This window comes from Paenarthrobacter sp. TAF1 (assembly GCF_052113825.1).
GTDB classification, from domain to species: domain Bacteria; phylum Actinomycetota; class Actinomycetes; order Actinomycetales; family Micrococcaceae; genus Arthrobacter; species Arthrobacter nicotinovorans.
This window is the reverse complement of the sequence record NZ_JBFRDO010000003.1, coordinates 59,000-84,975: the sequence shown is the minus strand read 5'-3', so window position 1 is coordinate 84,975 and position 25,976 is coordinate 59,000. Positions and strand designations below refer to the sequence as shown.

At 64.4% G+C, this 25,976-nt stretch carries 22 protein-coding genes and 2 pseudogenes; 14 read left to right on the top strand and 10 right to left on the bottom strand.

Annotation, left to right across the window (positions count from 1 at the left end; all coding sequences use genetic code 11):
- Positions 1 to 17: 17 nt before the first annotated feature.
- Complete coding sequence (locus AB4Y81_RS04880; protein WP_064722398.1) at positions 18 to 1,028, top strand: YdcF family protein; 1,011 nt, start codon at positions 18 to 20, stop codon at positions 1,026 to 1,028.
- A 6-nt stretch (positions 1,029 to 1,034) separates the two neighbouring features.
- Here AB4Y81_RS04880 and AB4Y81_RS04875 read toward each other — a convergent pair whose 3' ends face one another.
- Positions 1,035 to 3,038: a glycoside hydrolase family 3 protein gene (locus tag AB4Y81_RS04875; RefSeq protein WP_441995448.1), complete on the bottom strand. Its 2,004-nt coding sequence runs from the start codon at positions 3,036 to 3,038 to the stop codon at positions 1,035 to 1,037.
- Between the two features lie 81 nt (positions 3,039 to 3,119).
- Complete coding sequence (locus AB4Y81_RS04870; RefSeq protein ID WP_441995447.1) at positions 3,120 to 4,412, bottom strand: exo-beta-N-acetylmuramidase NamZ family protein; 1,293 nt, start codon at positions 4,410 to 4,412, stop codon at positions 3,120 to 3,122.
- A gap of 184 nt (positions 4,413 to 4,596) precedes the next feature.
- Here AB4Y81_RS04870 and AB4Y81_RS04865 point away from each other — a divergent pair, with 184 nt between their 5' ends.
- From AB4Y81_RS04865 to AB4Y81_RS04845, 5 genes are all read left to right on the top strand, one after another.
- Positions 4,597 to 5,523 carry a MurR/RpiR family transcriptional regulator gene (locus AB4Y81_RS04865; protein WP_441995446.1) on the top strand — a complete coding sequence of 309 codons (927 nt, stop codon included), beginning with the start codon at positions 4,597 to 4,599 and terminating at the stop codon, positions 5,521 to 5,523.
- Complete coding sequence (locus tag AB4Y81_RS04860) at positions 5,523 to 6,077, top strand: GNAT family N-acetyltransferase (protein WP_441995445.1); 555 nt, start codon at positions 5,523 to 5,525, stop codon at positions 6,075 to 6,077. The genes AB4Y81_RS04865 and AB4Y81_RS04860 overlap by 1 nt, the downstream gene beginning before the upstream one ends.
- A gap of 36 nt (positions 6,078 to 6,113) precedes the next feature.
- Positions 6,114 to 7,049, top strand: a complete 936-nt coding sequence (gene ppk2 / locus AB4Y81_RS04855) for a polyphosphate kinase 2 (RefSeq protein ID WP_018779385.1) — start codon at positions 6,114 to 6,116, stop codon at positions 7,047 to 7,049.
- A 147-nt stretch (positions 7,050 to 7,196) separates the two neighbouring features.
- Positions 7,197 to 7,694, top strand: coding sequence for an RNA polymerase sigma factor (locus AB4Y81_RS04850; protein ID WP_197493564.1), 498 nt, complete (start codon positions 7,197 to 7,199; stop codon positions 7,692 to 7,694).
- On the top strand, positions 7,691 to 8,392 hold the full coding sequence (locus AB4Y81_RS04845) for a hypothetical protein (protein WP_055974046.1): 702 nt from the start codon (positions 7,691 to 7,693) through the stop codon (positions 8,390 to 8,392). Before AB4Y81_RS04850 ends, AB4Y81_RS04845 begins: the two co-directional genes overlap by 4 nt.
- Before the next feature lie 76 nt (positions 8,393 to 8,468).
- Here the strand turns inward: AB4Y81_RS04845 and treS are convergent, their stop codons facing one another.
- Together treS and AB4Y81_RS04835 are read right to left on the bottom strand one after the other, a co-directional pair.
- The gene (gene treS, locus AB4Y81_RS04840) at positions 8,469 to 10,754 is read right to left on the bottom strand and encodes a maltose alpha-D-glucosyltransferase (protein WP_441995444.1); all 2,286 of its coding nucleotides are present in this window, start codon (positions 10,752 to 10,754) and stop codon (positions 8,469 to 8,471) included.
- 180 nt (positions 10,755 to 10,934) lie between these two features.
- A pseudogene (locus tag AB4Y81_RS04835) lies at positions 10,935 to 11,039 on the bottom strand (IclR family transcriptional regulator); the annotation flags it as partial.
- A gap of 5 nt (positions 11,040 to 11,044) precedes the next feature.
- On the opposite strand from AB4Y81_RS04835, the pseudogene AB4Y81_RS04830 reads away from it, so the two are divergent.
- The 4 genes and pseudogenes from AB4Y81_RS04830 to AB4Y81_RS04815 all read left to right on the top strand — a co-directional run.
- Positions 11,045 to 11,377, top strand: a pseudogene (locus AB4Y81_RS04830) (cyclase family protein); the annotation flags it as partial.
- A 59-nt stretch (positions 11,378 to 11,436) separates the two neighbouring features.
- Positions 11,437 to 12,408, top strand: coding sequence for an NAD-dependent epimerase/dehydratase family protein (locus AB4Y81_RS04825; RefSeq protein WP_441995443.1), 972 nt, complete (start codon positions 11,437 to 11,439; stop codon positions 12,406 to 12,408).
- A gap of 67 nt (positions 12,409 to 12,475) precedes the next feature.
- Positions 12,476 to 13,789, top strand: a complete 1,314-nt coding sequence (locus tag AB4Y81_RS04820) for an LssY C-terminal domain-containing protein (protein ID WP_441995442.1) — start codon at positions 12,476 to 12,478, stop codon at positions 13,787 to 13,789.
- 127 nt (positions 13,790 to 13,916) lie between these two features.
- Entirely contained in the window at positions 13,917 to 14,744 is an 828-nt protein-coding gene (locus tag AB4Y81_RS04815) for a polyprenol monophosphomannose synthase (RefSeq protein WP_441995441.1), read from the top strand.
- A 203-nt stretch (positions 14,745 to 14,947) separates the two neighbouring features.
- Here the strand turns inward: AB4Y81_RS04815 and AB4Y81_RS04810 are convergent, their stop codons facing one another.
- The 3 genes from AB4Y81_RS04810 to AB4Y81_RS04800 are packed head-to-tail and all read right to left on the bottom strand — an operon-like array spanning position 14,948 to position 17,122.
- Positions 14,948 to 15,352: a RidA family protein gene (locus AB4Y81_RS04810; RefSeq protein WP_017197328.1), complete on the bottom strand. Its 405-nt coding sequence runs from the start codon at positions 15,350 to 15,352 to the stop codon at positions 14,948 to 14,950.
- Complete coding sequence (locus AB4Y81_RS04805) at positions 15,349 to 16,110, bottom strand: IclR family transcriptional regulator (RefSeq protein WP_039243513.1); 762 nt, start codon at positions 16,108 to 16,110, stop codon at positions 15,349 to 15,351. The genes AB4Y81_RS04810 and AB4Y81_RS04805 overlap by 4 nt, the downstream gene beginning before the upstream one ends.
- A 4-nt stretch (positions 16,111 to 16,114) precedes the next feature.
- Positions 16,115 to 17,122 (bottom strand): sugar kinase, encoded by a 1,008-nt coding sequence (locus tag AB4Y81_RS04800; protein ID WP_416430091.1) that lies wholly within the window; start codon positions 17,120 to 17,122, stop codon positions 16,115 to 16,117.
- Between the two features lie 168 nt (positions 17,123 to 17,290).
- Between AB4Y81_RS04800 and AB4Y81_RS04795 the strand changes: the two genes are divergently transcribed.
- The 4 genes from AB4Y81_RS04795 to AB4Y81_RS04780 are packed head-to-tail and all read left to right on the top strand — an operon-like array spanning position 17,291 to position 22,315.
- Complete coding sequence (locus AB4Y81_RS04795; RefSeq protein WP_441995440.1) at positions 17,291 to 18,610, top strand: alanine racemase; 1,320 nt, start codon at positions 17,291 to 17,293, stop codon at positions 18,608 to 18,610.
- 8 nt (positions 18,611 to 18,618) lie between these two features.
- Positions 18,619 to 20,268, top strand: a complete 1,650-nt coding sequence (locus AB4Y81_RS04790) for an N-acyl-D-amino-acid deacylase family protein (RefSeq protein ID WP_441995439.1) — start codon at positions 18,619 to 18,621, stop codon at positions 20,266 to 20,268.
- On the top strand, positions 20,265 to 20,900 hold the full coding sequence (locus AB4Y81_RS04785) for a bifunctional 4-hydroxy-2-oxoglutarate aldolase/2-dehydro-3-deoxy-phosphogluconate aldolase (protein WP_018779373.1): 636 nt from the start codon (positions 20,265 to 20,267) through the stop codon (positions 20,898 to 20,900). Before AB4Y81_RS04790 ends, AB4Y81_RS04785 begins: the two co-directional genes overlap by 4 nt.
- Positions 20,901 to 20,923: 23 nt before the next feature.
- The gene (locus AB4Y81_RS04780) at positions 20,924 to 22,315 is read left to right on the top strand and encodes a GntP family permease (RefSeq protein WP_018779372.1); all 1,392 of its coding nucleotides are present in this window, start codon (positions 20,924 to 20,926) and stop codon (positions 22,313 to 22,315) included.
- Between the two features lie 286 nt (positions 22,316 to 22,601).
- Here the strand turns inward: AB4Y81_RS04780 and AB4Y81_RS04775 are convergent, their stop codons facing one another.
- Genes AB4Y81_RS04775 through AB4Y81_RS04765 form a run of 3 tightly spaced genes read right to left on the bottom strand, consistent with a single transcriptional unit; the run spans position 22,602 to position 25,916 of the window.
- Complete coding sequence (locus tag AB4Y81_RS04775) at positions 22,602 to 23,108, bottom strand: universal stress protein (protein ID WP_064722409.1); 507 nt, start codon at positions 23,106 to 23,108, stop codon at positions 22,602 to 22,604.
- A 4-nt stretch (positions 23,109 to 23,112) separates the two neighbouring features.
- Positions 23,113 to 23,472: a CU044_2847 family protein gene (locus AB4Y81_RS04770; protein ID WP_018779370.1), complete on the bottom strand. Its 360-nt coding sequence runs from the start codon at positions 23,470 to 23,472 to the stop codon at positions 23,113 to 23,115.
- On the bottom strand, positions 23,469 to 25,916 hold the full coding sequence (locus tag AB4Y81_RS04765) for a CHAT domain-containing protein (RefSeq protein WP_441995438.1): 2,448 nt from the start codon (positions 25,914 to 25,916) through the stop codon (positions 23,469 to 23,471). The genes AB4Y81_RS04770 and AB4Y81_RS04765 overlap by 4 nt, the downstream gene beginning before the upstream one ends.
- Positions 25,917 to 25,976 lie beyond the last annotated feature (60 nt).

Below are 25,976 nucleotides of genomic sequence, written 5' to 3'. Positions count from 1 at the left end.
CCGCATAGGCTTGGATCATGCTGACCCTGGTCCTAGGACTTCTCTTCGCGGGCCTTTTCCTTGCCTCATTCCAGTCGGACCGGCGCCGGCTAAGGAATGGCGTCTTCCTTCTGGTTGCGGCCTGGTTTCTACTGCAGGCCCTCCTGGACTTCCTGATTGACCTGAATCCATGGTTCGAATGGCTGAACCTCGTAATTGTCGTAGTGCCCGTGGTCAGCATTTTCGTCTTCGCCGGCTTCTTGCTCGCGAACGGCGTCACCATGGTCCGCAGGGAAGGCCCAAGCATCACCAGCTTTTTGCCCATGGCAGTGGGGATGGCGGTTTTCCTGGCACCGGTGGTGGCCTTCCTCTTCGTGCTGAGCGGGCAGCCCGTACTGGCCGGCATCGCAGCCCTTGCGTTCTTCCTCTGCGCCTACCTCGGCTGCGCATTCGTGGTGTTCCTGGGCTATGCCGTGGTGTACTCCAAGATGCGCTTCAGCCCGAACCCGGCGGCGGTCATCGTCCTGGGTTCAGGGCTCATTGACGGCAAGGTTCCGCCGCTGCTCGCCGCACGCCTGAACAAGGCTCTGGAAATTTACGACGCCGTCACTCCGGTCAGGCCCGTTTTGGTACCTTCCGGGGGCCAAGGCCCCGATGAACCCCGGCCCGAGTCCTCGGCGATGAAGGACTACCTGGTGACCAAGGGTGCCGCTCCCGGCGATGTGGTGGAGGAGAACAAAGCCACCACCACCCGCGAGAACCTTGCCTACTCCGTCGCACTGCTGGCCGACAGGGGAATCCAGGGGCCGCTGCTGGTGTGCACCAACAACTACCACGTACTCCGCGCCGCCCTCCTGTCCCGTCGGCAGAAGATCAACGCAGAGGTGGTGGGTGCTCCGACCGCCAGGTATTTTGTGCCCAGCGCGTTCCTTAGGGAGTTCGTGGCCGTGATGAGGGACAACCGCCTGACCAACGCAGTTCTCTGCCTGCCGATGTTCGGGATTGCCCTTCTCATCACGGTCGCACTGATGAACTCTCCGGTGGTGTAGCTCTTCCTATGGGTTGGGGAGCCCGGTGGTGAAGGTGTGGCTCCACTCGGTGACGGCGCCGTCCGTGAAGACGTACCCCTTGTCGGGTGCAGCGGTGACTGTCACGGTGCCCGCCGGCTTCCGGTAGGACCCAGCTGCAACCTCCTTGCCGTCAACGAGGTACGTCACGCCCTGAACTGCGGGGATGGTGTACGAATCCTGCCCCTTGCCCGGCCGGTCCGTAAAGGTGACGGCTGCCGGCGTCGCGGTGTCATAGATGAGGCCGAAGCCAAGCGGCAGGAGGACGCCGTCGCCGTCGGCCTTCGGGACGTTCACCGGCAGTTTGCCGCCGGGGTTGACCGCACCGGAAATGGCGCGGACGGCGCCATGGAAGTTGACCTCCTTGACCCCGTAACTGTTGAGAACGGCGTCGGCGCCCGGGAAGACGTTGATGTCGTAAGGGTTGCGCGTGGCAATGACGATCACCGGCGTTCCGGTCGCCGCGAGCTCAGCCATCATCTGCTGTTGCGCAGCGTTGCCGGTGGCGTTATAGGAGGCGAAGACGACCGCATCCACTCCTCGGGCAGCGGCCACCGCCCGGGCCCGGTAGGCCGCGGAGGGCGATGCGCCATTCTCGTAATCTTCAGTGACCGCGAATCCTTGCTCTTTGAGCATGGGACCTGCCAGTTCCGGCCACGCTGAACCGGACCCAACCATGAGCACCGAGCTCTTGGACGGGAGCGGCAGGACGCGGTCCTCATTGCGGACCAACGTGACGGCGCGGTCGGAGATCAGATTGGCCGTGCCGAGGTTTTCGGCAGTGCCAACTAGCGTGTCCACGGCGCCGGGATCGGTCATGGGCTGGTCGAAGACGCCGCGCTTGACCTTCCATTCGAGGATCCGTCGGACGGACTCGTTCAGGCGGGCTTCAGTGATCTCTCCGGACCCGACGGCGGCACTCACCCCGGCGAACGACGCCTCCACGTCGGGGGAGTTGAGGAGGATGTCGGACCCGGCCTGGATGGCCTTGACCGCGATTTCTTCCTGGGGCCATTCGGCGGCCATCGCGGCCATGTCCAAAGCGTCGGTGGTGACGAGCCCCTTGAAGCCGAGCTCATCACGGAGCAGGCCGGTGAGCACCTTGTGGGACAGGGTTCCCGGCATGTCCGGATCGATGGCCTCGACAATGATGTGTGCCGTCATGACCATGTCCACGCCGGCATCGATCGCGGCTTTGAACGGCAGGAGGTGCTTGTTCAGGGTCGCGCGGTCGTAGGTGACAGTTGGCAGTCCGTAGTGGGAGTCCACTGAAGTGTCGCCGTGGCCGGGGAAGTGCTTGGCCGCAGCCCCCACGTTATGTGCCTGCAGGCCGTCGATCTGGGCGACGCCAAGTTTGCTGACCAGTGCGGGGTCTTCACTCATGGAACGGATTCCGATGACAGGGTTGTCCGGGTTGGAGTTGAGGTCCAATACCGGGGCGAAGTCCACGTTGATGCCCATGGCGCGCATCTCCGACCCCAGGATTCCGCCCTGGGCCCGTGCAAGCTCCTCATCTCCGGTGGCACCCAGTGCCATGTTGCCCGGGAGTACAGTGGCGGGCGGCCCGATCCGGGCCACAAGGCCACCTTCCTGGTCGATGGTCACGGCCAGCGGGATGCCTTTTCCGTCTGCGCCCACGGCCGCCTTCTGCATGCCGTTCGAAAGGCCCGCAACCTGCCCAGGGTTGGCCGTGTTGCCGGACCAAGCGAAGTAGAGGACGCCGCCCAGGTTGTACTTCTCCACCACCTCGGCTGGCGTATTGACGCCGTACCGCTCCTGGTTGCTTGACGCCATGGACGTGTCATCCGCGGACGAACCATAAACATGGGTCCACGTCATCTGGCCGATCTTTTCGTCCAGAGTCATGCCCGCAATCATTGCGTCGATGTCCGGTGAGGCGGAGGCCGCCGTCGTCATCACCGTGCTGGTGGGCACGGCGGCAACTGCAGTGCCCGCGCCGGTCATGAGCAGCGCCGTGGCGGCCGCCGTCATGAGGGTAGTTCCTTTTCTGTGCATGTGGATCCCAATCCCATCGTCCTTGTTTGTTGGTTGAGGCGGGGTGTTTCTGCGTGCTTAGCGTGGCCCGTTGTAGAGGAGGTACGGGCGGGTATCGCGAACGAACTGACCCAGTTCCTGCCGCCAGCTGTCCATGATCGTCCTGGCGTCAGCGCCGGCGTTGAGCTGTTCGGCGAAGCGGGCCGAACCGCTCAGCAGGCCCATCCAACGGCCGCCGTCGCCGCGCCAGTCGAAGCCCGGGTACAGACGCTTGGCTTCGACCAGCATGTGGGTGCCCACCTCAAGCGCTTCAACGCGGGTGGCGTCGGTGATGTGGACCTGGACGCCCCCGCAGATGAGGCCTTGGTTTTTCGACAGCGTGGGCTGGAAGTAAGCCTCACGAAAGGTGACGCCGTTGAGACCCTTGCCGTTCAACGCTTCGGCCCATCGGTAGTCCACATAAGGCGCGCCGATGATTTCGAAAGGCCGGGTGGTTCCGCGGCCTTCGGACATGTTGGTCGCCTCGAACAAGGCTGTACCGGGATACAAGGTGGCTGTTTCCGGCGTGGGCATGTTGGGACTCGGGAGAATCCAGGCCGCCCTGTTATCCGGTCCGGTCATCTCGCGGCGCCATCCCTGAACCTGCACCACGTGAAGGTCCTTGATGGGCGTGAGACCGGCGGCCGGGAGGTGGACGGCGTTGAAGCAGGTGGCGAGCTCGCCCACGGTCATGCCGTGTTGCAGGGCTATGCCCAACCGTCCCACTCCGGACTCGAAGCCGGGTTGGAGGACCGGTCCGCGCGCCTGGCCGCCGATGGGATTGGGGCGGTCCAGGACCACAAACTTGGCGCCGGTCCGGGACGCCGCCTGCATGGCGCCCCACATGGTCCAGATGTAGGTATAGAACCGGGCTCCGACGTCCTGGATGTCGAAGCAGATGGTGTCCACGCCGGATGCTTCGTAAAAGCCCACGTAGTCGGCAACTTCGGCGCCGTAGGAGTCATAGACGGTGATGCCGGTCCGCGGGTCCACCGAGGTGCCTTCGCTGCCGCCGTCCTGGGCGGTTCCGCGGAAGCCGTGCTCGGGTCCGAAGACGGCCCTGACGTCGACGCCTTTGTCCGCCATATCGTCCACGATGGAGCGGAAGTTGGCCAGGACGCCGGTGGGATTGGTGATGACACCTACCTTGCGATCGGCGAAGATGCTCCAGTTATCGGCGGCGGCGAGGTCGGCTCCGTTGACGGCGGCTCCCGGCTTTCCGGGTCGCGTGCCCGGCGGCTGCGCGACGGCGGCAGGCGTGAAGGGTGCGACGACGGCGGCCGCTGCGGCCAGCCCCGAGGCATGGATCAGTCTTCTGCGGTTGAGGTTCATGGGGTGCCTTTCGGAAAGGTGCTGCCGTGCTCAGGTGGGGATTCCTTGACAACATTTGTGATTTTCCTTACATCGACCGTATTCCCCTCGTGGAGCTGCGTCAATGACTTACCTTCGTATCCACGTTTAGGTAACTTATTTACAAGCCCTTACTTTTGGACCCAGCCGTTGGAAGGAGTCCGCCGTGGACCACGAGCTGAACACGCAGGCATCGCGTACTGTTTTGGTCCGGATCAGATCTGCCCTGCCGGCCCTTCGCCCGTCCGAGCGCTCTGTTGCCGAGCTTGTCCTGGCGGACCCTTCACGGGCCGCGACTTTGTCCATCGGCGACCTCGCCGAGCACTGCGGAACGTCCACCACGTCAGTTGTCCGCTTCTACAAAAAGGTGGGCTACCGCGGGTACTCCGAGCTGCGCCTCGACCTCGCCAGGGAAGCTGCCAGGGAGAGTTCAGCCAACCCCGTGCCCGCTACGGTTTACGACGACGTGAACCCGTCGGATTCGCTTCCCGACATCATTTCCAAGATCGCTTTCAACGAAACGATGTCCCTCGCTGACACCGCCCAGGTGCTCGACGTCCACGAACTGGCCACAGCCATCGAGGTCATCACCCGCTCGCGGAAGATCGACATCTTTGGTGTGGGCGCCGGAGGGTTGGTCGGCCACGACCTGCAGCAGAAACTGCACCGGATAGGCCTGACGTCCTTCAACTGGCCCGAGGTTCATGTCGCGTTGACCTCCGCAGCGCTTTTGGACGGGAACGGTGTGGCGGTGGGCATCTCACACTCGGGCACCACCGCGGATACGATCGATTTCCTCAGGGCGGCCAAGGATACCGGGGCCACTACGATCGCCATCACCAACCATGCTGACTCGCCGTTGGGCCGTGCCGCCGACATTGTGCTCAGCACCGCAGCGCGTGAGACACCCTTCAGGCCAGGCGCGATGGGGAGCCGGATCGCCCAGATGATGGTGGTTGATTGCCTTTTCGTGGGGGTCGCCCAGCATTCGTACGACGCTTCGATCTCAGCGCTGCGCAAGACGCACGCGGCCGTCCAAGGCAGGAAAGTGCCGCGCGGGCATACACCGCCGCAGCCGAATATAGTCGTGTGATGTTCACCCTCGTTGCTCCGGATGCTTCCTTTTATCAGTCGTTTACCGAGTCCCACAGCGAGTGGGACGGTGCCCACCAGGACGGTGCCGGCCTGTTCCCGGGGGATGACGTCACCAGTCAAAAGGGCTTTGAGCGCTGGGTCCGCAAGCTGCTGGATGCTGAACGGGCCGTCGAAAAGGACGGCATTGTTCCCTGCACGTTCCGGTGGATAACTGAGGGCCCGCAGTATGTGGGCTCCATTGCGTTCCGCCACTATCTCACTCCAGCCCTCCTGAACTCCGGCGGGCATATCGGCTACGGCGTAAGGCCATCCGATCGTGGACGGGGGGCGGCATCCTGGGCCCTCCAGGAACTGTGCGCTCACCTGGCTGCGCGAGGAGAGCCTGATCGGGTTCTCTTGACCTGCGATGACTCCAATGCCGCGTCCGCCAAGACCATTGAACGCGCGGGCGGGCTCCTTGAGGATGCGCGAACCGACGCCGATGGGCGACCCTTCCGCCGCTATTGGATCGACCTACAGGCTGTTCATGTTCCCGTCACCAAGCCTTGCTAGCCTGCCGTGCACCACACGGCTTAGCAGGAGGACCGCATGACGGACGCAAACCCACTCGCCACATCGTTGGACAACTGGTGGGTCAGGGACAACCTGCGCGAGACCATCGACCATCTGGTGGAGCTGGGATACACCATCAGCGGAGGCCAAGGGGAAGACCCTGAGCTCATCGATCCCGGCGGATCGGCCGTGGAAACATGGAGCGACGAATACCCCTACCCGGAGCGGATGACCCGCGACGAGTACGAGATCGAGAAGTACCACCTGCAGATCGAGCTGTTGAAGTTCCAATACTGGGGCCAGGATCTGGGCCTGAAGCATGTGATCGTGTTCGAAGGCAGGGACGCCGCGGGCAAGGGCGGAACCATCAAGCGTTTCACCGAGCACCTTGATCCCCGTTCGGCCCGGACCGTGGCGCTCGCCAAGCCCTCCGACCGCGAGCAGGGCCAGTGGTATTTCCAGCGCTACATCCAGCACCTGCCCACTGCCGGGGAGATCGTCATGTTCGACAGGTCCTGGTACAACCGGGCCAACGTGGAGCGCGTCATGGGGTTCTGCACCGACGAGGAATACGACACCTTCATGGGCCAGGCGCCCGTCTTTGAAAAAATGCTGGTGGACGCCGGAATCCACGTCACCAAGTTCTGGTTCTCCGTGACCCGGCAAGAGCAGCGCACCCGTTTCGCGATCCGCCAGATCGACCCCGTGCGGCGCTGGAAACTCTCACCAATGGACCTCGCGTCTCTGGGCCGCTGGGATGAATACACCGAGGCCAAAGAGCAGACCTTCCTCCACACGGACTCCGACCACGCGCCGTGGATCACCATCAAGTCCAACGACAAGAAGCGTGCCAGGATCAACGCCATGCGCTTCTTCCTCAACCAATTCGACTACGAGGACAAGGACACCTCGGTGGTCTTCCCGGCGGATCCGCTGATCGTCCGCCGCGGCCGCGACGCCGTAGGCGACTAGTCGCTCTACGCGCAAGACCCGGCAAACCGCGACGTCGGCACTTACCGTAAGTGCCGACGTCGCGCTTTTCCTGAAAAGTTCCGTTACATTCTTCTGACTGCCGGACATTAACCGGGTATGAGCGTGCAGACGGACCAAGGAGATCGCGTGGAGCCGGCCAGACAGGAACACTTCCTGGCAGCCCACTCGGCCTGCCATGACAAGGTCTATCGCTATTTCCGGCGCCGCGCCGGGGACCCGTCCACTGCGGAGGACCTATGCGCCGAAGTCTTCCGCATCGCCTGGGAGAAGTGCCGTCAGGACCAGGAATTGTCCGTGCTGATCGTGTTCGGTATTGCCCGGAATGTTCTCCGCAACCACAACCGTTCCGCCGTCCGCTCGATGAACCTCGCGCAGCAACTGGAACGGCAGCAGACCAGGGAACCGGTTAGCGACGACGGCGAGGTGCGGGACGCGCTGGACCGGCTCAAGCCCGAGGACCGTGAGGTTCTCCTCCTGACGTACTGGGACGGCTTCACCTCGGCCGAAGTTGCCGAACTGCTCGATGTCTCGGCCACCGCTGTCAGGATGCGGCTGCACCGGGCTCGAAGACATCTCAGCCAACTACTTCGGGCAGAGCGAGAGACAGAGGATGTGCAGCGATGAGGCATGAGGAAACGGCCGCTTTGGAACGATTGACGGGCGCCGATCCGGGCGTGGCCGTCACGGAAGAGGAACTGGCCCGGAGCCGGGAGAAAAGCCTTGCTGTCAGGTTCACTGACTCGGAGCAACTCGTACCTGGCGGCTCCATCGACGACTTCCATCAGCGACGCCCGCGTCGACGTTTCCGGCTGGCTGCGGGGGCCGGGTTGGCGGCAGCGGCAGTCCTCGCCGGTGTTTTCGTGGCGTCGTCCCTGTCCGCGCCGCTCAATGAGCAGGCGGGTCCAGCCGCCACCCCGTCTGCTGCCGCACCGGAAACGGATTCGTCCGCGTCTCCATCATTGCCCGAAATTATTGGCGCCAAGGCGGCGACGGGCGCTGCCGAAATCGTCGTCGGAGGCAACGGCAACAAGGCCGCCGTCTCTACGGATCAAGGCGTCAACGTCTTCATGGAGGCTCTCAACTCAGGCAAGCTCGGCCTGAACAGCGGAGGGTGCTTCGCCGAAATCCGCCCGGACGGAACGTCGACGGGCCTCATCTTCCCCTTCGGAACCCAGGTCACCGGGACGGGAGTCATTTTGCCCGACGGAACTGCAGTCAATGTGGGCGAAGACTTTGCGTTCGGAGGAGGACTCGCGCCCGGCACCAGGGACCCCGGCGTGTGCTCTCCGACCGGTGCAGCGTTCCTGGTCCAGAGCTGGTGAGCCCGCGAGTTGGCACTTAATGCCCATGTTTTGGGGGCATTGTCATTAGGTGCCAACTCGCGGAACGTCGGGCTTCCTATTCGGTAGCTTCGTCCTCGGCGACCGGATCCTTCAACAGGAGCGCCGTGCCCTGGAAGGGCCGCAGTTCCAGGAAGAAGCTGCCCAGGTCATCCACCTGGCCCACGTCTTCGCCGCTGAACAGATCGTGGACGGTCGCGCCAGGCACCAGATGCGAGGACTGGATGCTGCCTGCGATGTCCTGGTCGGAGAAGTTCAGGACCGTCACTTGCACCGCTCCGTCAGCGAGCTGGTTGACCATCACCAACAGTCCACGGTTGGACACGTCCGGGACATCCAGGAGCGTACTGGTTGCGATCCCGGACTCTTCCCGCACCGTGAGGATCTTCTGGAGCCGCCGCGCATAGGACGCCGGATCCTTGAGCTGCTCGGGCAGCGGGCCGTAGAGGCTGCGTGCCCGGGCCATGCCCGCCAAGGAGGTCGTTGCGTCCGGGCTGGTCCCCATGAGGTCGTGGGCTCCGCGGTTGATCCAGCGGGTGTCGCCCTGGGACGTCAACTCGCGGACAGTTTCACGGTCCAGGGCAGTGATGCCGGTGAGGTCCCAACCGGACAGTGCGAAGACGCCCGGCTGCAAAGCGTTGTACATGGACAGCAGGACGTGGGCATCCAGTACTTGGGCTTCCTGTTCCGCCGTGATGGCGTCCGGGTCCTTGATCCCCAAAGTGGCCATGATGAAGCTGACGGTGGTGCAGGCGATGCCGTTGGTGGTGAAGACGGCGTTGTAAGGGCCGTTCTCACCTGTGAGGCGCTCCCGCAGGGTGTCCTGTACTTTCTCGGCCACCTCCGCGCCCGTCAGTTCTTCCCCGCCGAGCTCGAAAATGTCGTCCCTGTGGCCGGCCGCGAAGTGCAGCAGTTCGTAGGTCAGTTCGTCGTGGTTCTGGAGTGCGTGGACCAAGGACGCCTGGTCGACGCCGATCTCCATGGCGAGCCTCAAGGTCAGGCGCAGGAACTCGGTATCACCGGTCACCAGGGCGTAGTGGTAGGCGGGCCTGGTGACGAAGTCGTAGGACAGGTCCGGACCCGACTCGGACTGGGCCTTGATGTCATCAATGGTGAGGTTGAGTTCCTGGAAGGAGAAGCCACCCACTTTGCGGATCATCGAGCCGATCAGCTGGTTCGCTGCCTCGGACAACGGGTGGCCTTCGGACCAGCCCGGCTCCTCCTCGGCGCTTTTCTCAACACCCAGGAAGCCGTTGGCGTCCAGGCGCAATGCGCCCGTTCCAAGGTCCAGCAGGGAATGCAGGGCATCGCCCACCACCAGGCGCATGCCGGCAAAGGTGGGGTCCAGCCAGTTAATGGACGGCTGCCCGGCCTTGAAATAGTGGAGGTACACCCAGCGGCGTTTCTTGCCGGTGGTGTCGACGATTGCCTTGGTCGCGCTCCAGTTGGTTTCCTTCACGCCCGGCTCGTAGAAGATGACCCGCTGCAGGCGGCCGATGATGTAGCCGGCCTGCTGGAGGGCCTTCTCCGTCTCGGGGCTGATGTTGACGGAGTCCTCGTTCTCGGGAACGTCCGGCAGCAGGTGCCAGTCCTCTTCGGGGATGTCCACCATGTGATAAATGCCGGGGTAGTCCCGGAAGTTCATTTCGGCAAGCCGGAAGTCAGCACCCTTGCCCGTGTGCCCGGGAACAATGTCGTCGATGATCGTGCCGCCGTGCTCGACGGCGACCTCGCACATCTGCCGGAATTCTTCCTCGGTGCCGAACGCAGGGTCGATCGCCATGCTGATGCGGTCGAAGTGTCCGTCGACGCTGGGTGTCTGCGACCATCCGCGGATGCCGCCGGCAAGCTTGACCGGCCCAGTGTGCAGCCCCCGGATGCCGATCTGGCTGAACGCATCCCACAGTGCAGGGTCACCGAGCGCCGAAAGGAACGACTGGCCGTCCTTGGTGATGAAGGACAGTGGGTAGGCCGTGAACCAGACAGGTGCGCGCTCCACTGCCGAGCGCGGGTTCGGCCTGGCATAAGAGTTCTGCCACATGCTGGCTTGCCCCGAAAGCTGCCGGGCCATGGTGTTGGCGTCGCCGAGCATGGACTGGTTGCGCAGCCAATCGACGTACGTGGAGTTCAGTCCGTCGAACTCCAGGGACGGTCGGGCTGCAAAGAACTGACGACGGCGGGCAATCGGCCTCAGCGCTTTGGGCCGCGCAGGGTAGAACTGCTCGTCGAACGTGATTTCCGGTGACTCTGTTGCGGTTTCCTCAGTTACCTGCGGTTCTTCCTGTGATTCAGATGGATCAGCGCTGACTTCTGCCGCGCTCTCGTTGACTACAGGCTCCCGCACAGCATTCTCCTTTACGTGGCCGGCGCTGACGCCGACCTTCCGAGGGGGTCGTTCAAGAGTTCACGTACCCGGGCTTACCCGGAGTATTCATGCTAGGCACGACCGCATGCGGTTTGTCGAACTTGGAAGAAGTGAGTCGTCAGGTTGCTGGCTAATGTCCGCCCGAAGACTGTTGCTGCGCTAGTAGACAGACCCTTCCAGCAGCTCCGAAAGCCTGCCCGCTGCACGCCTTAGTTCCGGTACGCCGGCCCTCAACGCTTTGTCGGTGACGGACTCCACTGGGCTGAACCAGCAGGAAGGCATCAGGCGTGGAACAATCCCAGGAGTTCGTCGCCTGGGCGTGGGACAACCAAATTGCGCTGCTGGCCGCCGACAACTTCGCCTTCGAATGCCTCCCGGCCGTGGCAGGCAGCCCGTTCCTGGAGGCGGCGCCGAATGACAACGGCATGATGCACCAGCAACTCCTCGCCAAACTCGGCATGCCCCTCGGTGAGCTTTGGCGACTGGGTCCATTGGCCCGGCACATGAGGTCCACCGGAAACTGGGACGCCTTTGTCAGCATCAAGCCGCTCAACATCGTGGGAGGCACGGGTTCGCCGGCGAACGCCATCGCGCTGCTGTAAACCACGAAGCCGGACTACGCTGGAACTCCCGGCCCCGGAGCAAAGGCGAAGTGGACACCATGAAGACAGTTGTCATCGGAGGCAGCGGCCACATCGGCTCCTTCCTCGTTCCCAGGCTCGTCCGTGCGGGGCATGAGGTGGTCAACATCAGCCGCGGAACCAGCACGCCCTACACGGATTCACCCGAATGGCAGCAGGTCCGCCAGGTCGCTGCGGACCGTGAGCAGGAGGACCGTGCCGGCACCTTCGGTGACAGGGTCGCGGAGCTGGGTGCCGACGTCGTGGTTGACCTTGTCTGCTTCACGCTCGACTCGGCCACCGCGCTGGTGAACCGTCTCCGTGGCGAGGTGGGGCATCTCCTGCACTGTGGATCCATCTGGCGGTACGGCGAGAGCTTGAAGTTGCCGTTGGCGGAGGGCTCGGATTCCGCCCTCGAACCGACTGATGAGTACGGCATCCAGAAGCGCGACATCGCCCGCATGCTGAAGGAGGAGACGGCGTCCGGCGGCCTGGTCACGACGTCGCTGCATCCCGGCCATATCGTGGGGCCGGGCTGGCATCCGGTGGGGCCGCTTGGGAATTTCGACCCCACGGTGTGGCAGAAGATCTCCGGCGGGCAGACAGTGCTCATGCCGGGAAGCGGTGCGGAAATGATGCATCACGTCCATGCCGACGACCTCGCGCAGGCCTTTGAGAAAGCCATCGACCGCCGTGATGCGGCGGCCGGCGAAGACTTCAACATCGTCGCTCCCACGGCCCTGAGCGTTCGCGGCTACGCCAGGATTGCGGCGTCCTGGTTCGGCCAGGAGCCGCATCTTGAGACGGTCGGATGGGACGAATTCCGCCGGACCAGCACACCCGAACACGCCGACACGAGCTGGGCCCACTTGTCCCGCAACCATTGCCTCACCATCGAAAAAGCCAAATCCCTCCTGGGCTACGCACCGCGCTACGAGCCCGAACAGGCCGTGCACGAGTCCCTGCGCTGGCTCGTTGACCACGGGCAACTCAAGGTCAGCGGCCCCGACTGAACCTGAACGGTATCTGTACATCCCCCGCGCGAGGCCCGAAGCTTGAAGCAAGCAAAGGGGGCTCTCTGTGTACAAGGCGCCGAGCAGGGACGTGACTGACAGCCGGCTGGACCATGCGTTCTTCATCCTGGGCGGGGCGGCTGCGGTGTGGCTGGCGTTCCTGCTGGTGGGGGAGAGTTTCCATCTGGGTTGGGGCCAGGTGTGGTTCTACTTCTTCTTCTGGGCATTTCTTGCTTATCTGCTCCTGCCCCGCCTGCACCGCATCCTGACCACTATTTATGTTCCGGGCTACTTCATCGGGCGCGCCCGGACCAGTGACGGACTCCTGGGCGATCCCGTGAACGTCGCGTTGCTCGGCCACGAGCCGCAAATCCACGCCATCATGCGCGCTGCCGGCTGGACGCAGGCGGACGACGTCACCTTCGGCAGCAGCCGCCGCATCGTCAGCTCCACCATTTTCAGGCAAAGCTATTCCGAGGCGCCGGTCAGCCCGCTCTACCTGTTCGACCGGCAACAGGATTTCGCCTATCAGCAGGAAGTGGACAACAACCCCGGCAAACGCCACCACGTCCGGTTCTGGCGCTGCCCCGATGGCGGGCTCCTGCCGGGCGGTCATAAGGTGGACTGGCTTGCCGCCGGAACCTACGACCGCAGCGTCGGTTTCTCGCTGTTCACCCTCCAGATCACGCATAAGATCGAGCAGAACACGGACGTTGAGCGTGACCACATCGTGCGGACAGTTTCCGAAGCCGGGCCCGCGGTGGCCGTTCACGTCATCAAGGACTTCTCTACCGGCTACCACTCGCGGAACGGCGGCGGGGATTCAATCTCCACTGACGGCGACCTGCCCATTATCGACGCGCGGTCCGTGACTGTCCCGGCCGGCCAGCCTTCCCGTCCCACTGACAGCCGTGACAGGCGGCCGGCTCCCACCATGATGGGTGCCGCGTTGGTGGTGGCCAGGTCCATCGCGGCCTTCGTCCTCGCCCTGACGCTGCTGACTTCGTCCGAGGTCTTCACGGACCTCACCGCCGACGGCGACCCCCTTGACCCGCAAACCACGACGGCGGTGGTCACCTTCGTTGCCATCGCGGTGCTGTTGTTCGGCCTGGGTGAGATTTTCCTTGCCTGGCGGATTTTCCTGGGCAGCAACGGAGCCCGGGTGATCGCAATGGGCCTCAGTTCCATATCGGTGGTTGTCCAGGCCATTGACTACTTCACCGGAAGCACCAACATCACCCTCGAAGCCGGACTCTCAGGCCTGGCCACCGACATCCTGGTTCTCCTGGCACTTTCCAGCCAGCGGGCGAGGGTCTACGCCAAACGGCAGCGAATTCCGGCCGTGCCTGCCTCGGTCGTTGGGCGCCGCGTCTCGTCCTGACCCTCTTTCAAGCCGGGAGTGCCGGGACACGCCGTCGTTTCCGGCGTGTCGGGGGCGTTTCAGATTCAAAGCGGGTCGTGGAGCTACAGCTTTCCACGATTCTTCAGCTTGGCTCAATAGACTGGCGGTGCCCGGGGCCGCGCATAGCAGCATTGAGCCCCGGCAATTATCGAACACCGAATTGGGGACCCTCGTTTTGACTGCTGTTTTTCCGAAAATTACCGTCGTTGTGCCTACCTACAATGAGCGCGAGAACCTGCCGGTTCTTGTCGCCCAGCTCCAGGCACTCAGTATTCCGAATCTGCACGTGCTGGTTGTTGATGACAGCTCACCTGACGGGACCGGGATGGTGGCTGATCGATTGTCGGCGGAATCCCGGGGAACAGTGTCCGTCCTGCACCGGAAGGAAAAGGATGGACTGGGCCGGGCCTATGTGGCGGGAATGACCGAGGCGCTGGCCGGGAACTCGGAGATCATCATCCAAATGGACGCAGATCTGTCCCACCCTGTAGCTGCAATCCACACCATGCTTGAACGGATCCAGGATTCCGGGGCGGCGCTCGTGATTGGTTCGCGCTACGTCACTGGCGGCTCCACTGCGGCCGAATGGCCCTGGCACCGCAAGGCCCTTTCGGCGTGGGCCAACTTCTATGTCGGCGCAATCCTGGGGTTGAAGGTCAAGGATGCCACGGCGGGATACAAGGCGTGGACAGCTTCTGCGTTGCAACAGATCGATGTGGCGTCCATCCAAAGCGACGGATATTCATTCCAGGTGGAGATGAACTACCGGGCAGCCCGGCACGGCCTGGAGATCATGGAGGTTCCCATCCATTTTGAAGAGCGGGTGGAAGGCGCATCCAAGATGGACCTTCGCGAACAACTCGAATCCGCGCTTACCCCGTGGAAGCTCCGCTTCCAGAAGGTGGAGGCACCCGCACGGGTGACCGCCTTCTAAGGCGCCAAACTCTTAAAGCCCGACGGCGGCACCCAAGTGAGTGCCGCCGTCGGGCTTTATCCCTGTGCGGGAGCGTTGGCTTCAAGCTTGAGGGATGTGCGGGAGCGTTGGCTTCAAGCTTGAGGGATGTGCGGGAGCGTTGGGTTCAAGCTTGAGGGATGTGCGCGAGCGTTGGCCTCAAGCTTGAGGGATGTGCGGGAGCGTTACGCGGTGACTGCCAAGGCGTCGATCTCCACCAGCATGACCTCGTGCGGCAGGTCCACGAACACGGTGGTGCGGCTGGGCAGCTGGCCGCTGGGGACGTTCTCGCGGATGAACTCGCCGTAGACCTCGTTCATGGCGGCGAAGTCGTCGCGGGTGGTGAGGTAGACGCGGAACATGAGGACGTCTTCGACGGAGGATCCGCCGGCTTCCAGGATGGCCTTGACGTTCTCCAGGGTGCGGCGGGTCTGGACGCGGACGTCGCCCTCGCCGATGTACTGGTTGGTGGCGGGGTCCATAGGGCCTTGGCCCGAAACCTGGAACATGCCGCCCTTCTTGATGCCCTGGGAGAATACGTGCGCCGGGGCGGGGGCGTTTTCGGTCAGTACTACGGTCTTTTCACTCATGCTGGGTTCCTTTCGTGGCTGATCCAGCCGAGGTCGTTGGAGATGGCCTCGGTGCTGGCTTTGAGGTCGGGCAGCAGCTCAAGCAAGCCTTCATAGCTGAGCATCACTACCGGTACCGAACAAGAGGCTGCGGCAACAACGGCGCCGCTGGCGTCGCGGATGGGGGCCGCGATGCAGTGCACGAACGCTTCGTGCTCGGCGTTGTCGTGTGCCCAGCCCTGTTCCTTGACCTGCTCGAGTTCGGCCAACAAGGCCTCCGGCGAGGTCAGGGTGTTCTCGGTAACTTTCACGTAGTCCAGCCCCGCCGCGATCTTTTCCTGCCGGCTGCGCGGCATGTCGGCGAGGAGGACTTTGGACACAGCGGCCGAGTGCAGCGATGCAGTCAGGCCGATGCGCGAGTACATGCGGACGGGGTGGTGGGACTCGAACTTGTCGATGTACACCACCTCGCTTCCTTCGAAGGCGGCAAGGTGCACGGTGTGCCCGGTCTTGCCGTTGAGTTCGGCCAGATGGGGGTGGGCCACTTTGCGGATGTCCCGCTGTTCCAGCGCCAGCGAGGACAGTTCGAACAGCTTGGAGCCGAGCATGAACCGTTGGTCCTCGTCCCGCACTACCAGCCGTTTTTCTTCGAGGGCGTGCAGGAGCCGCATCACGGTGGTCTTGTGTACGGATGCCTTGGATGAGAGTTCATCCAGGGTGGCTGGCTTCGCGGCGAGTTGGCCGAGCAGGTCGATGGCCCGCATGAGGCTTTGGCTCAAGGTGTCACGCTCCGGTTCCGGTGTTGAATTGTCCGTCTTCAACATGGATAGCAGCCCAAGCCCCATCCGAAGAATCGAGGATGGCCGCGAGGTCCTCCGCGGACGGCAGTGGACCCCGGTCGCCGTGGACCGTCAGCGTGCAGGCAGCGGCGACATGGCCCCGGCGGAGGCTCTCTTTCTGGCCGAGTCCGAACAACATGCCGCTGAGGTACCCGGCGGCGAACGAGTCACCGGCGCCAACAGGTTCGACGACGGCGACCGACAGTGCGGGCACCTCTTCCCGGGTGCCGCTCCGGTCCAAAGAGATGGCGCTGATGGCCTCGTTCTTGATGACCAGGACCTTGGGGTCGGGCATCAGGCGGCGGAGTTCGGCTTCATCAGTGGTTCCGAAAGCGTGTTCGGCTTCGTCTTTTCCGACAAGCACGACGTCGGCGAGGTTCGCCAGCCGCTGCAGGACGGAACGGTCCTGGCCTGCCCACAAGGCTTCGCGCCAGTTGACGTCGAAGCTGATGGTCCGACCGTTCCGGGGTGCGGTGAGGATCGCTTCGAGGAGGGATAGGCACTCGGGGGAGAGGGCGGCGGTGATTCCGCTCAGGTGGATCAGGGTAGCTTTTTCCAGCAGGGAGGACACCGCGGGATTGGAGAGTGTTTCCCGTCCCATGGCCGACGCCGCGGATCCTTGCCGGTAGTAGAGGACTGAGCTGCCGCCGTCGGGGTCTGAATCCTGGGCCGGGACCTTCACGTAAAGGCCGGTGGGACGCTGGGAGTCGACTTCGACGCCTGAGACGCCCACTCCGTGGTTCCGGAGATCGTGGAGGATACGCGTGCCGAAGCCGTCGTGGCCCACCCGGCTGACCCAGTGGGTGTCCAGTCCCATGGCTGCCAGGCCCATGGCGACGTTGGATTCGGCGCCGCCGATCCCGCAGTGCAGCTCCGTTGCCAGATGCAGGGGGACGGCTTGGACAGGGGTAAGCATGGCCATGGTTTCGCCGACACATACAGCTGAAAGCACTCGTTCTCCCATAGGTTCGCGCGCTTCGCAGCGGCCTTGACTCTCTATCCGCCACCATGTTAGACATATCACCAGCAGGTTTGCAACCAGCGTTGCAAAATACGCAACGCAAGAGAATCAACCCAAAACGCAGCTTCAACGCCGCAGCACCGCGAAGGGAATCAACGCGTGGACACTTCCGAAGCCATCTCGGCAACCGCCGTGGCATCCTTGGCCGAGCGCCGGCTCGACTGGCGCCACAAGGCCATCCCCGCCGCCGCCAACGGGATCACGCACGCTGAGTTCCTTGCGGCCAAGCCAACTCTGGCCGCGCTGCAGACCCCGCTGCTCACCCTCGACGCCCAGGCACTCCAGGGCAACGCCGACCACCTGGCGAAGTGGTGCGCAGGCAAGGGCGTGTTGCTCGCTCCCCACGGCAAAACCACCATGTCCCCGCAGCTCTGGACCGAGCAGCTCAACCGGGGAGCCTGGGGCATCACGCTGGCCAACTTCGCGCAGTTGCGGGTGGCCCGCGGGTTCGGCGTCCGCAACCTGCAGCTCGCCAACAGCCTCACGGATCCCCACGCCATCCAGTGGGTGGCGGAGCAGGACTCCACCATCCTGTCCTGGGTTGATTCAGTGGACACGGTCGCGCTGATCGAACGGACCTTGGCCGGCACCGACTCTGTTCTGGATGTCCTGGTTGAGCTGGGCGCACACGGTGGGCGGACCGGAGCCCGCGGTGTGGATGCCGCGCTTGAGGTTGCCCGGGCCGTTGATGCCGCGGAGCACCTTCGCCTTGTGGGCGTCGCCGGGTACGAAGGCTCGCTCGCGCACACAGCGGACGACGCCGGACTGGCCGCCGTCCGCGGGTACCTCGCCAAGATGCGGCTGCTTCACGAGGAGCTGCTCGCCGCCGGGTTGTACGGTTCCGGCTCCGTCATCATCACGGCCGGTGGCAGCGCGTACTTCGACGACGTCGTCACTGTGCTGTCCCCCTGCATCAGCACCACAGCGGAGGCGGCCCCGACTGTGTCTCATTCCTTGAAAGTGGATCTCATGATCCGCAGCGGCGCCTACATCATCCACGACGACGGTTTCTACCGCGGAATCTCGCCGTTCTCCCGGGCGGGCAACCAACCCTTCAGCCCCGGAATGTACGGCTGGGCACGGGTTGTGTCGCAACCGGAACCGGGCCTTGCACTCCTCGACGCCGGCAAGCGGGACCTTCCGTTCGACGAAGGCCTGCCCGAGCCGCAGTTCATCGGCTCAACCCTCGGCGGAGCCATGGAGGCCCTGGTCGGAGCCGAAATCACCTCGGTCAACGACCAGCACAGCTTCCTGGCCTTCAACCCCGATACCACCACCGTCCGCCCAGGCGACGTCGTCCGGCTGGGCCTGTCCCATCCGTGCACCGCCTTCGACAAATGGACGGTCATCCCGGTGCTCGCGGATTCCACGCCGGGCGGCGACCTGACCGTCGTCGACCTCATCCACACCTTCTTCTAGGACCCACCATGAAGACCCTCATCAGCAATGCCACCCTGGTGGACGGAACCGGAGCGGACCGCCGCCAAGCGGACGTCCTGCTGGACGGCGCGGTGATTGCCGCCGTCGTCGACGCCGGTAGCCTCACCCCAGCGGACACGGGCGCCGAGCGTGTCATCGACGCTTCCGGTTTGGTCCTGAGCCCCGGCTTCATCGACATGCACGCGCATTCCGACCTGCAGTTGTTGGTCAACCGGGACCACTACGCCAAGCTCAGCCAAGGCGTCACCACGGAACTGTTGGGCCAGGACGGACTGTCCTATGCGCCCGTGGACGACGCCACACTGGCCGGTGTCCGGGAGAAAATTGCGGGCTGGAACGACAACCCGGCCGGCTTCGACTGGAACTGGCGGACCGTGGGCGAGTACCTCGACCGCCTCGACAGCGTAGAAGAGGGCGGCCGCATCGCCACCAACGCCGCCTACCTCGTACCCCAAGGGACCGTCCGGGCCATGGTGATGGGTTTCGCTGAAGGAGACCCCACGCCCGGGCAACAACAGCACATGCAGGACGTCATCCGCGCGGCGATGGAAGAAGGCGCCGTCGGCATGAGCTCCGGGCTGACCTACACGCCCGGTATGTACGCGCAGACCGAGGAACTTGCCGGGCTCCTCCGCACGGTGGGTGAGCTGGGCGGCTTCTACGCACCGCACCACCGCTCCTACGGCAAGGGCGCCCTGGGAGCCTACGCCGAGATGATCTCCCTCAGCCGCGATACCGGCTGCGCCCTCCACCTTTCCCACGCCACCATGAACTTCGCCGAAAACAAGGGCCGCGCCGGGGAACTCCTGGACTTGATCGACCAAGCCCTGGACCAAGGCGTGGACATCACCTTGGACACCTACCCCTACCTCCCCGGCGCCACCACGCTCTCCGCGATCCTGCCGAGTTGGGCCTCATCCGGCGGCACCGAGGCCACCCTGGCCCGGCTGGCGGACCCGGACACCCGCGCGCGCATCCGCGAAGCCGTGGAGATCTACGGCTCCGACGGGTGCCACGGCGTCGTTGCCGAGTGGGACACCCTCGAAATCAGCGGAGTGCAGAACCCGGCGCTCGCAGAACTCGTGGGAAAGACCATCAAGGACATCGCGGCCGAAGCCCGGCAGGATCCCTTCGACGTGTTCGTGCGCATCCTCACCGAAGACCGCCTCGGCACCGGCATCCTGCAACACGTCGGTCACGAGGAAAACGTCCAGGCCATCATGAAGCACCGCACGCACACCGGCGGCAGTGACGGACTCCTGGTCGGCGCCAAACCACACCCCCGCGCCTGGGGCACGTTCCCGCGCTACCTCGGCCATTACTCCCGCGACCTCGGCCTGCTCAGCCTCGAAGAAACAGTCCACCACCTCACGGGCCGGCCCGCCGCCCGCCTCAAGCTCAGCGGCAGGGGACTGGTCCGCGAAGGTTACGCAGCCGACGTCGTGCTCTTCGACCCCGCAACCATCCGCGATACCGCCACGTTCGAGAATCCCCGCCAGGCCGCCGACGGCATCCACTACGTGTTCGTCAACGGCACGGCAGCGATCGACGGCGGCAAACCCACCGGCGCACGCGCCGGCCGCGCCCTCCGCAGACACAGCGACGGCCTCACCCGAGTAGGAAGCAGCACCTCATGACCCCCGAAGAATTCCTCCAGCAGCTCGAAACGGACCGCACGCTCGCTGTGGTCCGGGCGCCCTCCATTACGGACGCGGCCGACCTCTGCCGTGCCTTGGCCAGCGGCGGCATCCGCAGCGTCGAGCTGACGTTCACCACGCCGGATGCGCTCAAGCACGTCAAGCGCGCGGCCGAGACGGCAGCGGACCACGGTGCCGCCGTCGGAATCGGCACCGTCATGACCGGTGACCAAGCCCGCGCAGCGATCGACGCCGGGGCGAAGTTCCTGGTGACGCCCGGGCTCCGGCCCGAGGTCGCCGCCGTCGCTGCGGCTGCGGGAATCCCCTTCAGCCTCGGCGCCATGACCCCCACAGAGGTGGCGCAGGCCCTGGACCTGGGTTCGGCCGCCGTCAAGATTTTCCCCGCCCGCCAGCTCGGTCCGGCGTACCTGAAGGACCTGCAGGGCCCGTACCCGGGCATCCGCTTGCTGCCTTCGGGAGGCATCGACGCCTCCAACGCCAAGAGCTATCTCGACGCCGGTGCTGCCGCAGTCTGCTGTGGCACCAGCGTGGTCCCGCCCGCAGCAGTCGCTGCCGGCGATTGGGCAGACATCGCGGCACGTGCCGCAGCCTTCACCAGCACCCTCAAGTAGGACTCACCCAGAAAGAAACGCCCATGAATGAATTTCTTGAATGGCTGCGGCACGACACCGCCGGCCTGCTCCTCCTGGCAGGCGCGGGCATCGCGTTGCTGCTGTTCCTGATCATCAAGGTCAAGCTCGAACCGTTCATCGCCCTCGTGGGGACGGGTGTGATCGTGGCCCTGGTCGGCGGGATTTCCGTGGAAGCCCTGGTGGGTTCGGCCACCAAGAGCAGCGACGCCCTCATCGAAAAGGGATTCGCCGGCATCCTCGGCCACATCACCGTGATCATCGGCCTCGGTACCGTGCTGGGCGCCATCCTGGAACGGTCCGGCGGCGCGGAAGTGCTGCTCGGCAGGCTCGTGAAGATCTTCGGTGAAAAGGGCACCCCGCTTGCCATGGGCATCACCGGCTTCGTACTGGGTATTCCGGTGTTCTTCGATATCGGCATCTTCGTCCTGGCGCCGCTGGTCTATGTTGCCGCCATCCGCGGCGGCAAGTCCCTGGCACTGTACGCACTGCCGCTGCTGGCAGGCCTGTCCGTAACCCACGCCTTCCTGCCTCCGCACCCCGGCCCTGTTGCCGCTGCCGGCCTCTTCCACGTTGACCTTGGCTGGATCATCCTCATGGGCCTCATCTGCGGCATCCCCGCCTGGTTCGCTTCCGGCATCCTGTGGGGTACGTACATCGGCAAGCGCGTGATGGTGTCCGTTCCGGAAGACCGGATCGTTCCCGAGGCCGAGGGAGCCCGGGGCCACGAACCGTCCATCGGCCTGGTGCTGCTGGCCATCGGCCTGCCCATGATCCTCATCCTTGGCGGCACGTTCGGCAACATCTTCGCTCCTCCCGGGGCTTTCCGGGACGTCCTCCAGTTCTTCGGCAACCCGGCCATCGCATTGACCGTGGCCGTGCTGCTGGCCATGTGGCTGCTGGGCATCCGCCGCGGCATGACCTCCGCCGAGCTCAGTGAAATCACGGGATCTTCGCTGCGGCCCGTTGGCATGATTCTCCTCGTGGTCGGTGCCGGTGCCTTCTTCGGAGCAGTCCTGTCCGCCACGGGTGTTGGTAAGGCTGTTGCGGACTCGCTGTCCCAGGCCGGCCTGCCGATCATCCTGTCCGCGTTCGTCATCAGTGCGGGCATGCGCATCGCCCAAGGCTCGGCCACCGTGGCAATCGTGACCACCGGCGGCATCCTGGCACCGAGCCTGGCCACCGGGTACTCCCAGCCGCAGCTCGCCCTGATCGTGGTGGCCATTTCCTCCGGCTCCATCATCGCCAGCCACGTCAACGACGGCGGATTCTGGATCATCTCCAAGTACTTCAACATGTCCGTCAAGGACACCCTGAAGACCTGGACCGTGCTGGAAACCGTGCTGTCCATTGTGGGCTTCGGAATGGCGGCCCTGCTGTACACCTTCGTGAGGTGAACCGCCGGCACCCACGGTGGGTTCCGGCGTCGTGAGCTTCTGCCGTCACGAGCCAATGTGAAACCGGATCGGCCCCGGCATGCCTGTCAAAAGGCATGCCGGGGCCGATGTGCTTTAAGGAGGTAGTGGCCGCATCGCGCTGCCTTTAAAGCAAAGAGCTCCGGAGTGCGTTATTGGGGGATACGCACTCCGGAGCGGTCTTTGAGCAGGCGCTTTCGCTTCCTGCACTCATCACTCTACGTGCCATGGGACCCCAATGCCACCACCTCGAATAAGTACTTTCGCTTTAGTTTCTCCGGTCCCCGTCATGGCGCTTTTTCTGGGGCACAATCAGCACCGGCCGGCGCTGGTGATGGCTGAGCCAGGCAGCCACGGAACCGTTGAGGGCCTCGGAAATCCGGTGCCCCAAACCAGGTTCCGGCGAGCCCACAATGATCATGGAGGCGTTGATGTCCGCCGCCAGCCGGCCCAGGGCCCGGGCGGGATCGCCGGCCAGCAGCCGCAGGGTCCAGTCGGCGCTGCCGCCATCCATGGCTTCCCCGATCATCTTGCCGAGATCCCCCCGGACCGCGTCCACCTCGGCGTCGTCCTTTTCCGGGTGCAGCGACATCCTGTGGGTTTCGCGGGAGGGATCCCACTCCACGAGGTAGCTGGCCTCGTCCACGTAGGCGCACACCAGCGGCACGCCGAGCTGCTCGGCCAGGGTCCGGGCCGTTTGCAGCACCTCCACGTGCTGGTCGGGAAGGACGCCCACCACGAGGGGAATGGGCCCGCTGAAATTTTCCTCAGCCATACCCTTATTGTTGCGCCGCGCCGTGCTGTTGAACAGGCTTGTTCCACGTCAGCCGCACCTTGAAGTTGGATGCCGTGCTGGCCGATGCGATAAAGGCGCCCGCCTCCGCATGTAGGTCTATCCCGAACTCCACACTCAGCTCATCGGGGCGGTTTTCCAGGCTGAGCAACTCGTCAATGACGCCTTGGACCGCGGGACGGACATGCTCGAGGGCCCGTTGGAACGTCTGCTGGGCACGCGCGAAGACCCCCGAGTGATCAGCCGTGTGCTCACCACCCCGTGTCACCAGGCTGCCGGCAGTGCTCGCCACCTCCACGATCACGGTGCCGCCGTCATCCGTTGCGAACTCCACCAGGTGTGTCATTTTCCAATCCTTTCCGTTGACCGCGCACGCAGGCGGCGGGAGGCCGCCAGGAAAGCCATGCCGGCCGCGCAAACCACAAAAAGCTGTATCAAGGCAAAGTAGGCGTGTGTCCGGTACCAGGATTCAAGGAACACTCCCTTGTCCTGGACCCAGACCAGCGGCACGGACAGTGTGGGCCAGAGCAGCAGCCAGCCCATAAGCCTGGATTGCCTGGAACGCATGGCCAGGATGCCCGCGCACAACCCAAAACCTGCATGCACGAAGCTGAACACCACAGCTGTCAGCTCCACGCTGTAATTCAGTCCCGAAAGTCCAAAGACCGCACCTGAGACAACAACTCCGGCCATCACCAGGCGTCCGATGATGGTCCGATCCGGAAGGCCGGCGACGGCCAGCAGCAGGTATCCCAGGGGAGCCACCAAACCGTAGAGGATCCTCAGGGATGCGTCGCCGCCGCTCTCGTACCAATAGTTGTCATCGAACCACAGGAAGTAGACGGCAAAGCACACCCCAAGCCCGCCGGCCACCGCCAGGACGGCACCGCCCCAGGCAAGGGGAACCGCATTCAATGGCGCGGACGCGCCCGGCTGTGATGTCACCGGGCTTTGCCCGGCTTGGGCAGCTGCAATATTCGACGCCGGCACACCGGTCAGCGGCGCAGCGCGCGGTTGGGGCGGGGGCTGATACACGGTGGTGTACGAACCCCGGGTGCCGGCCATATCAGTTTGGGACTCCTCCGCGGAAGGGGTTTGCTTTGGCTTGGCCTTCTCGATTTCGGCACGCGCTGCCGTGGCGAGCCCGCCGGGATCCGCCGCCGAGGGGTCCACTGAAGCCAATTCACTGGAAACGTCGAGCACTGCCTGCCAGGAGCCCTGGGAGGAGTGGTACCGCAGTTCCCCCTCTAGGTCGGAGACGCGTTGCTTTCGCTCGCAGTCCTGTTTGCGCGCTGCGGCTTGAGGATACTCGGGGTCATCCAGGACCAAGGCGAAGCCGTCCGCAGCGGCCAACCAATCGCCGGATTCCTCCGCCTGGAGCGCCTCGCGGTAGATACGTGCCAGCTCCAGCCGTCTGCGGGCCGCATCCCTTTGCGTTGCAGCGTCCCTGTAACCGGGTTCCAGAGTGAGTAGGTCCTCAAACAACTCGACGGCCTGCTCGAATCGCCGGGCACGCAATTCCGCGGTTGCCTGCACGTACAACGCCCTCAGCTGGGCCCGCTTCATCGCCTGATCGGTGTGGGCTTGTTCGGTGTTCGCAACAGCAGGGGGCGGCACCGCAGCCTGACCACCCGACGCGGCGGCCGCCGTCGTGCTTTCACTGTAAGCCGGTGCGCGCGGCGGCCCCGTCAGCGTGAAGAGCTGCGTGGAGCCGCCCCGGACGTAGAGGGCCGGCGTGACCCATTCCAACGTGCCGTCGGGGCTGGCCATGACCGAGATGCGGCCAACGCGGGCGGCTTCGTCCACCGTGCGGCCGTTGGCTATTGCGGCGTAGAAGCCGTGGGCGAAGGCGATCGCGGCGGCGTCGCTGATGGCGAACTGCATGGCCGCCACAGCGCCTATTCCGCTCCTGACCAGCGCGGCAGCCGTCCCGGAGAAGAGGTCGGTCTGGCCCATCTCACCGGAAGAACACGAATTGAGCACCACCAGCCGTGGCCTGGGGGAGGCCACGCTGAGCAGGGCCATCAAGCGGACGGCGCGGACCATGGCTGCACGTCCGTCCTGGCCCACCAGGGCGATCCGGCCCTCGTCCGTGCGGGGGTCGTAGTCGCCATGCCCGACAAAATGGACCACATGCCATGGGCCGGCGAGGAGCATCGACTGGACGTCATCCCAGGTCCCGGTTTTGGACCACACCAGTTCCACGCGGCCCTCGCTCATGGGGCCGGCCAAAGCCCGGCCCAAGTGGTCCTTCTCGGTCTCGACGTCAAGGGCAGGAAGGTCGCGCGGCGATGCGACGATGCCCAGAATCCTCAGCGGAGGTGCGACGTCCAGCGGGTTCTGGTTGTAATCGGGGGCCGGGATGTGCCGGATGAGCGGCTCTGTCTGGCAAAGGTAGGTCTCTGTCCCGGGGTCGAAGAGGGTCTCCCACGGCATCATGGCCAACTCCGGAGCAGCGAGCCGAAGCACTACGCGAAGTTGCTGGCCCGAATGCTGTGTTGCCCCAAGGCTTGCCCGGTAAGTGCCGTACACCTCACGGGTAAAGAGGGCTTGAAAGAGTTCCTGCCCCACTTCCCGAACCGCAACCTCGGCGATAGGCAACGTCCGCCGGGCGGCGACCGCGGAAGCCAGGACGGTGGCTTCTAGCTGCGGAAGCCGGTCCTGGATGCCATCTACGTCCAAGGTGAAGGCTCCGGACGCATGCCCTCCCGCCGGCGCACGGACCACGTGCACCGTATATTCACCGCGTGCAGAGCCAGCGTCGATTTCCAGCTCGATGTCACAGTCCATCGCGGGTCCCTTGTGGTTCCTACGTACAGATTGGCCCTACGACGGCCACCCCGCAAGGGG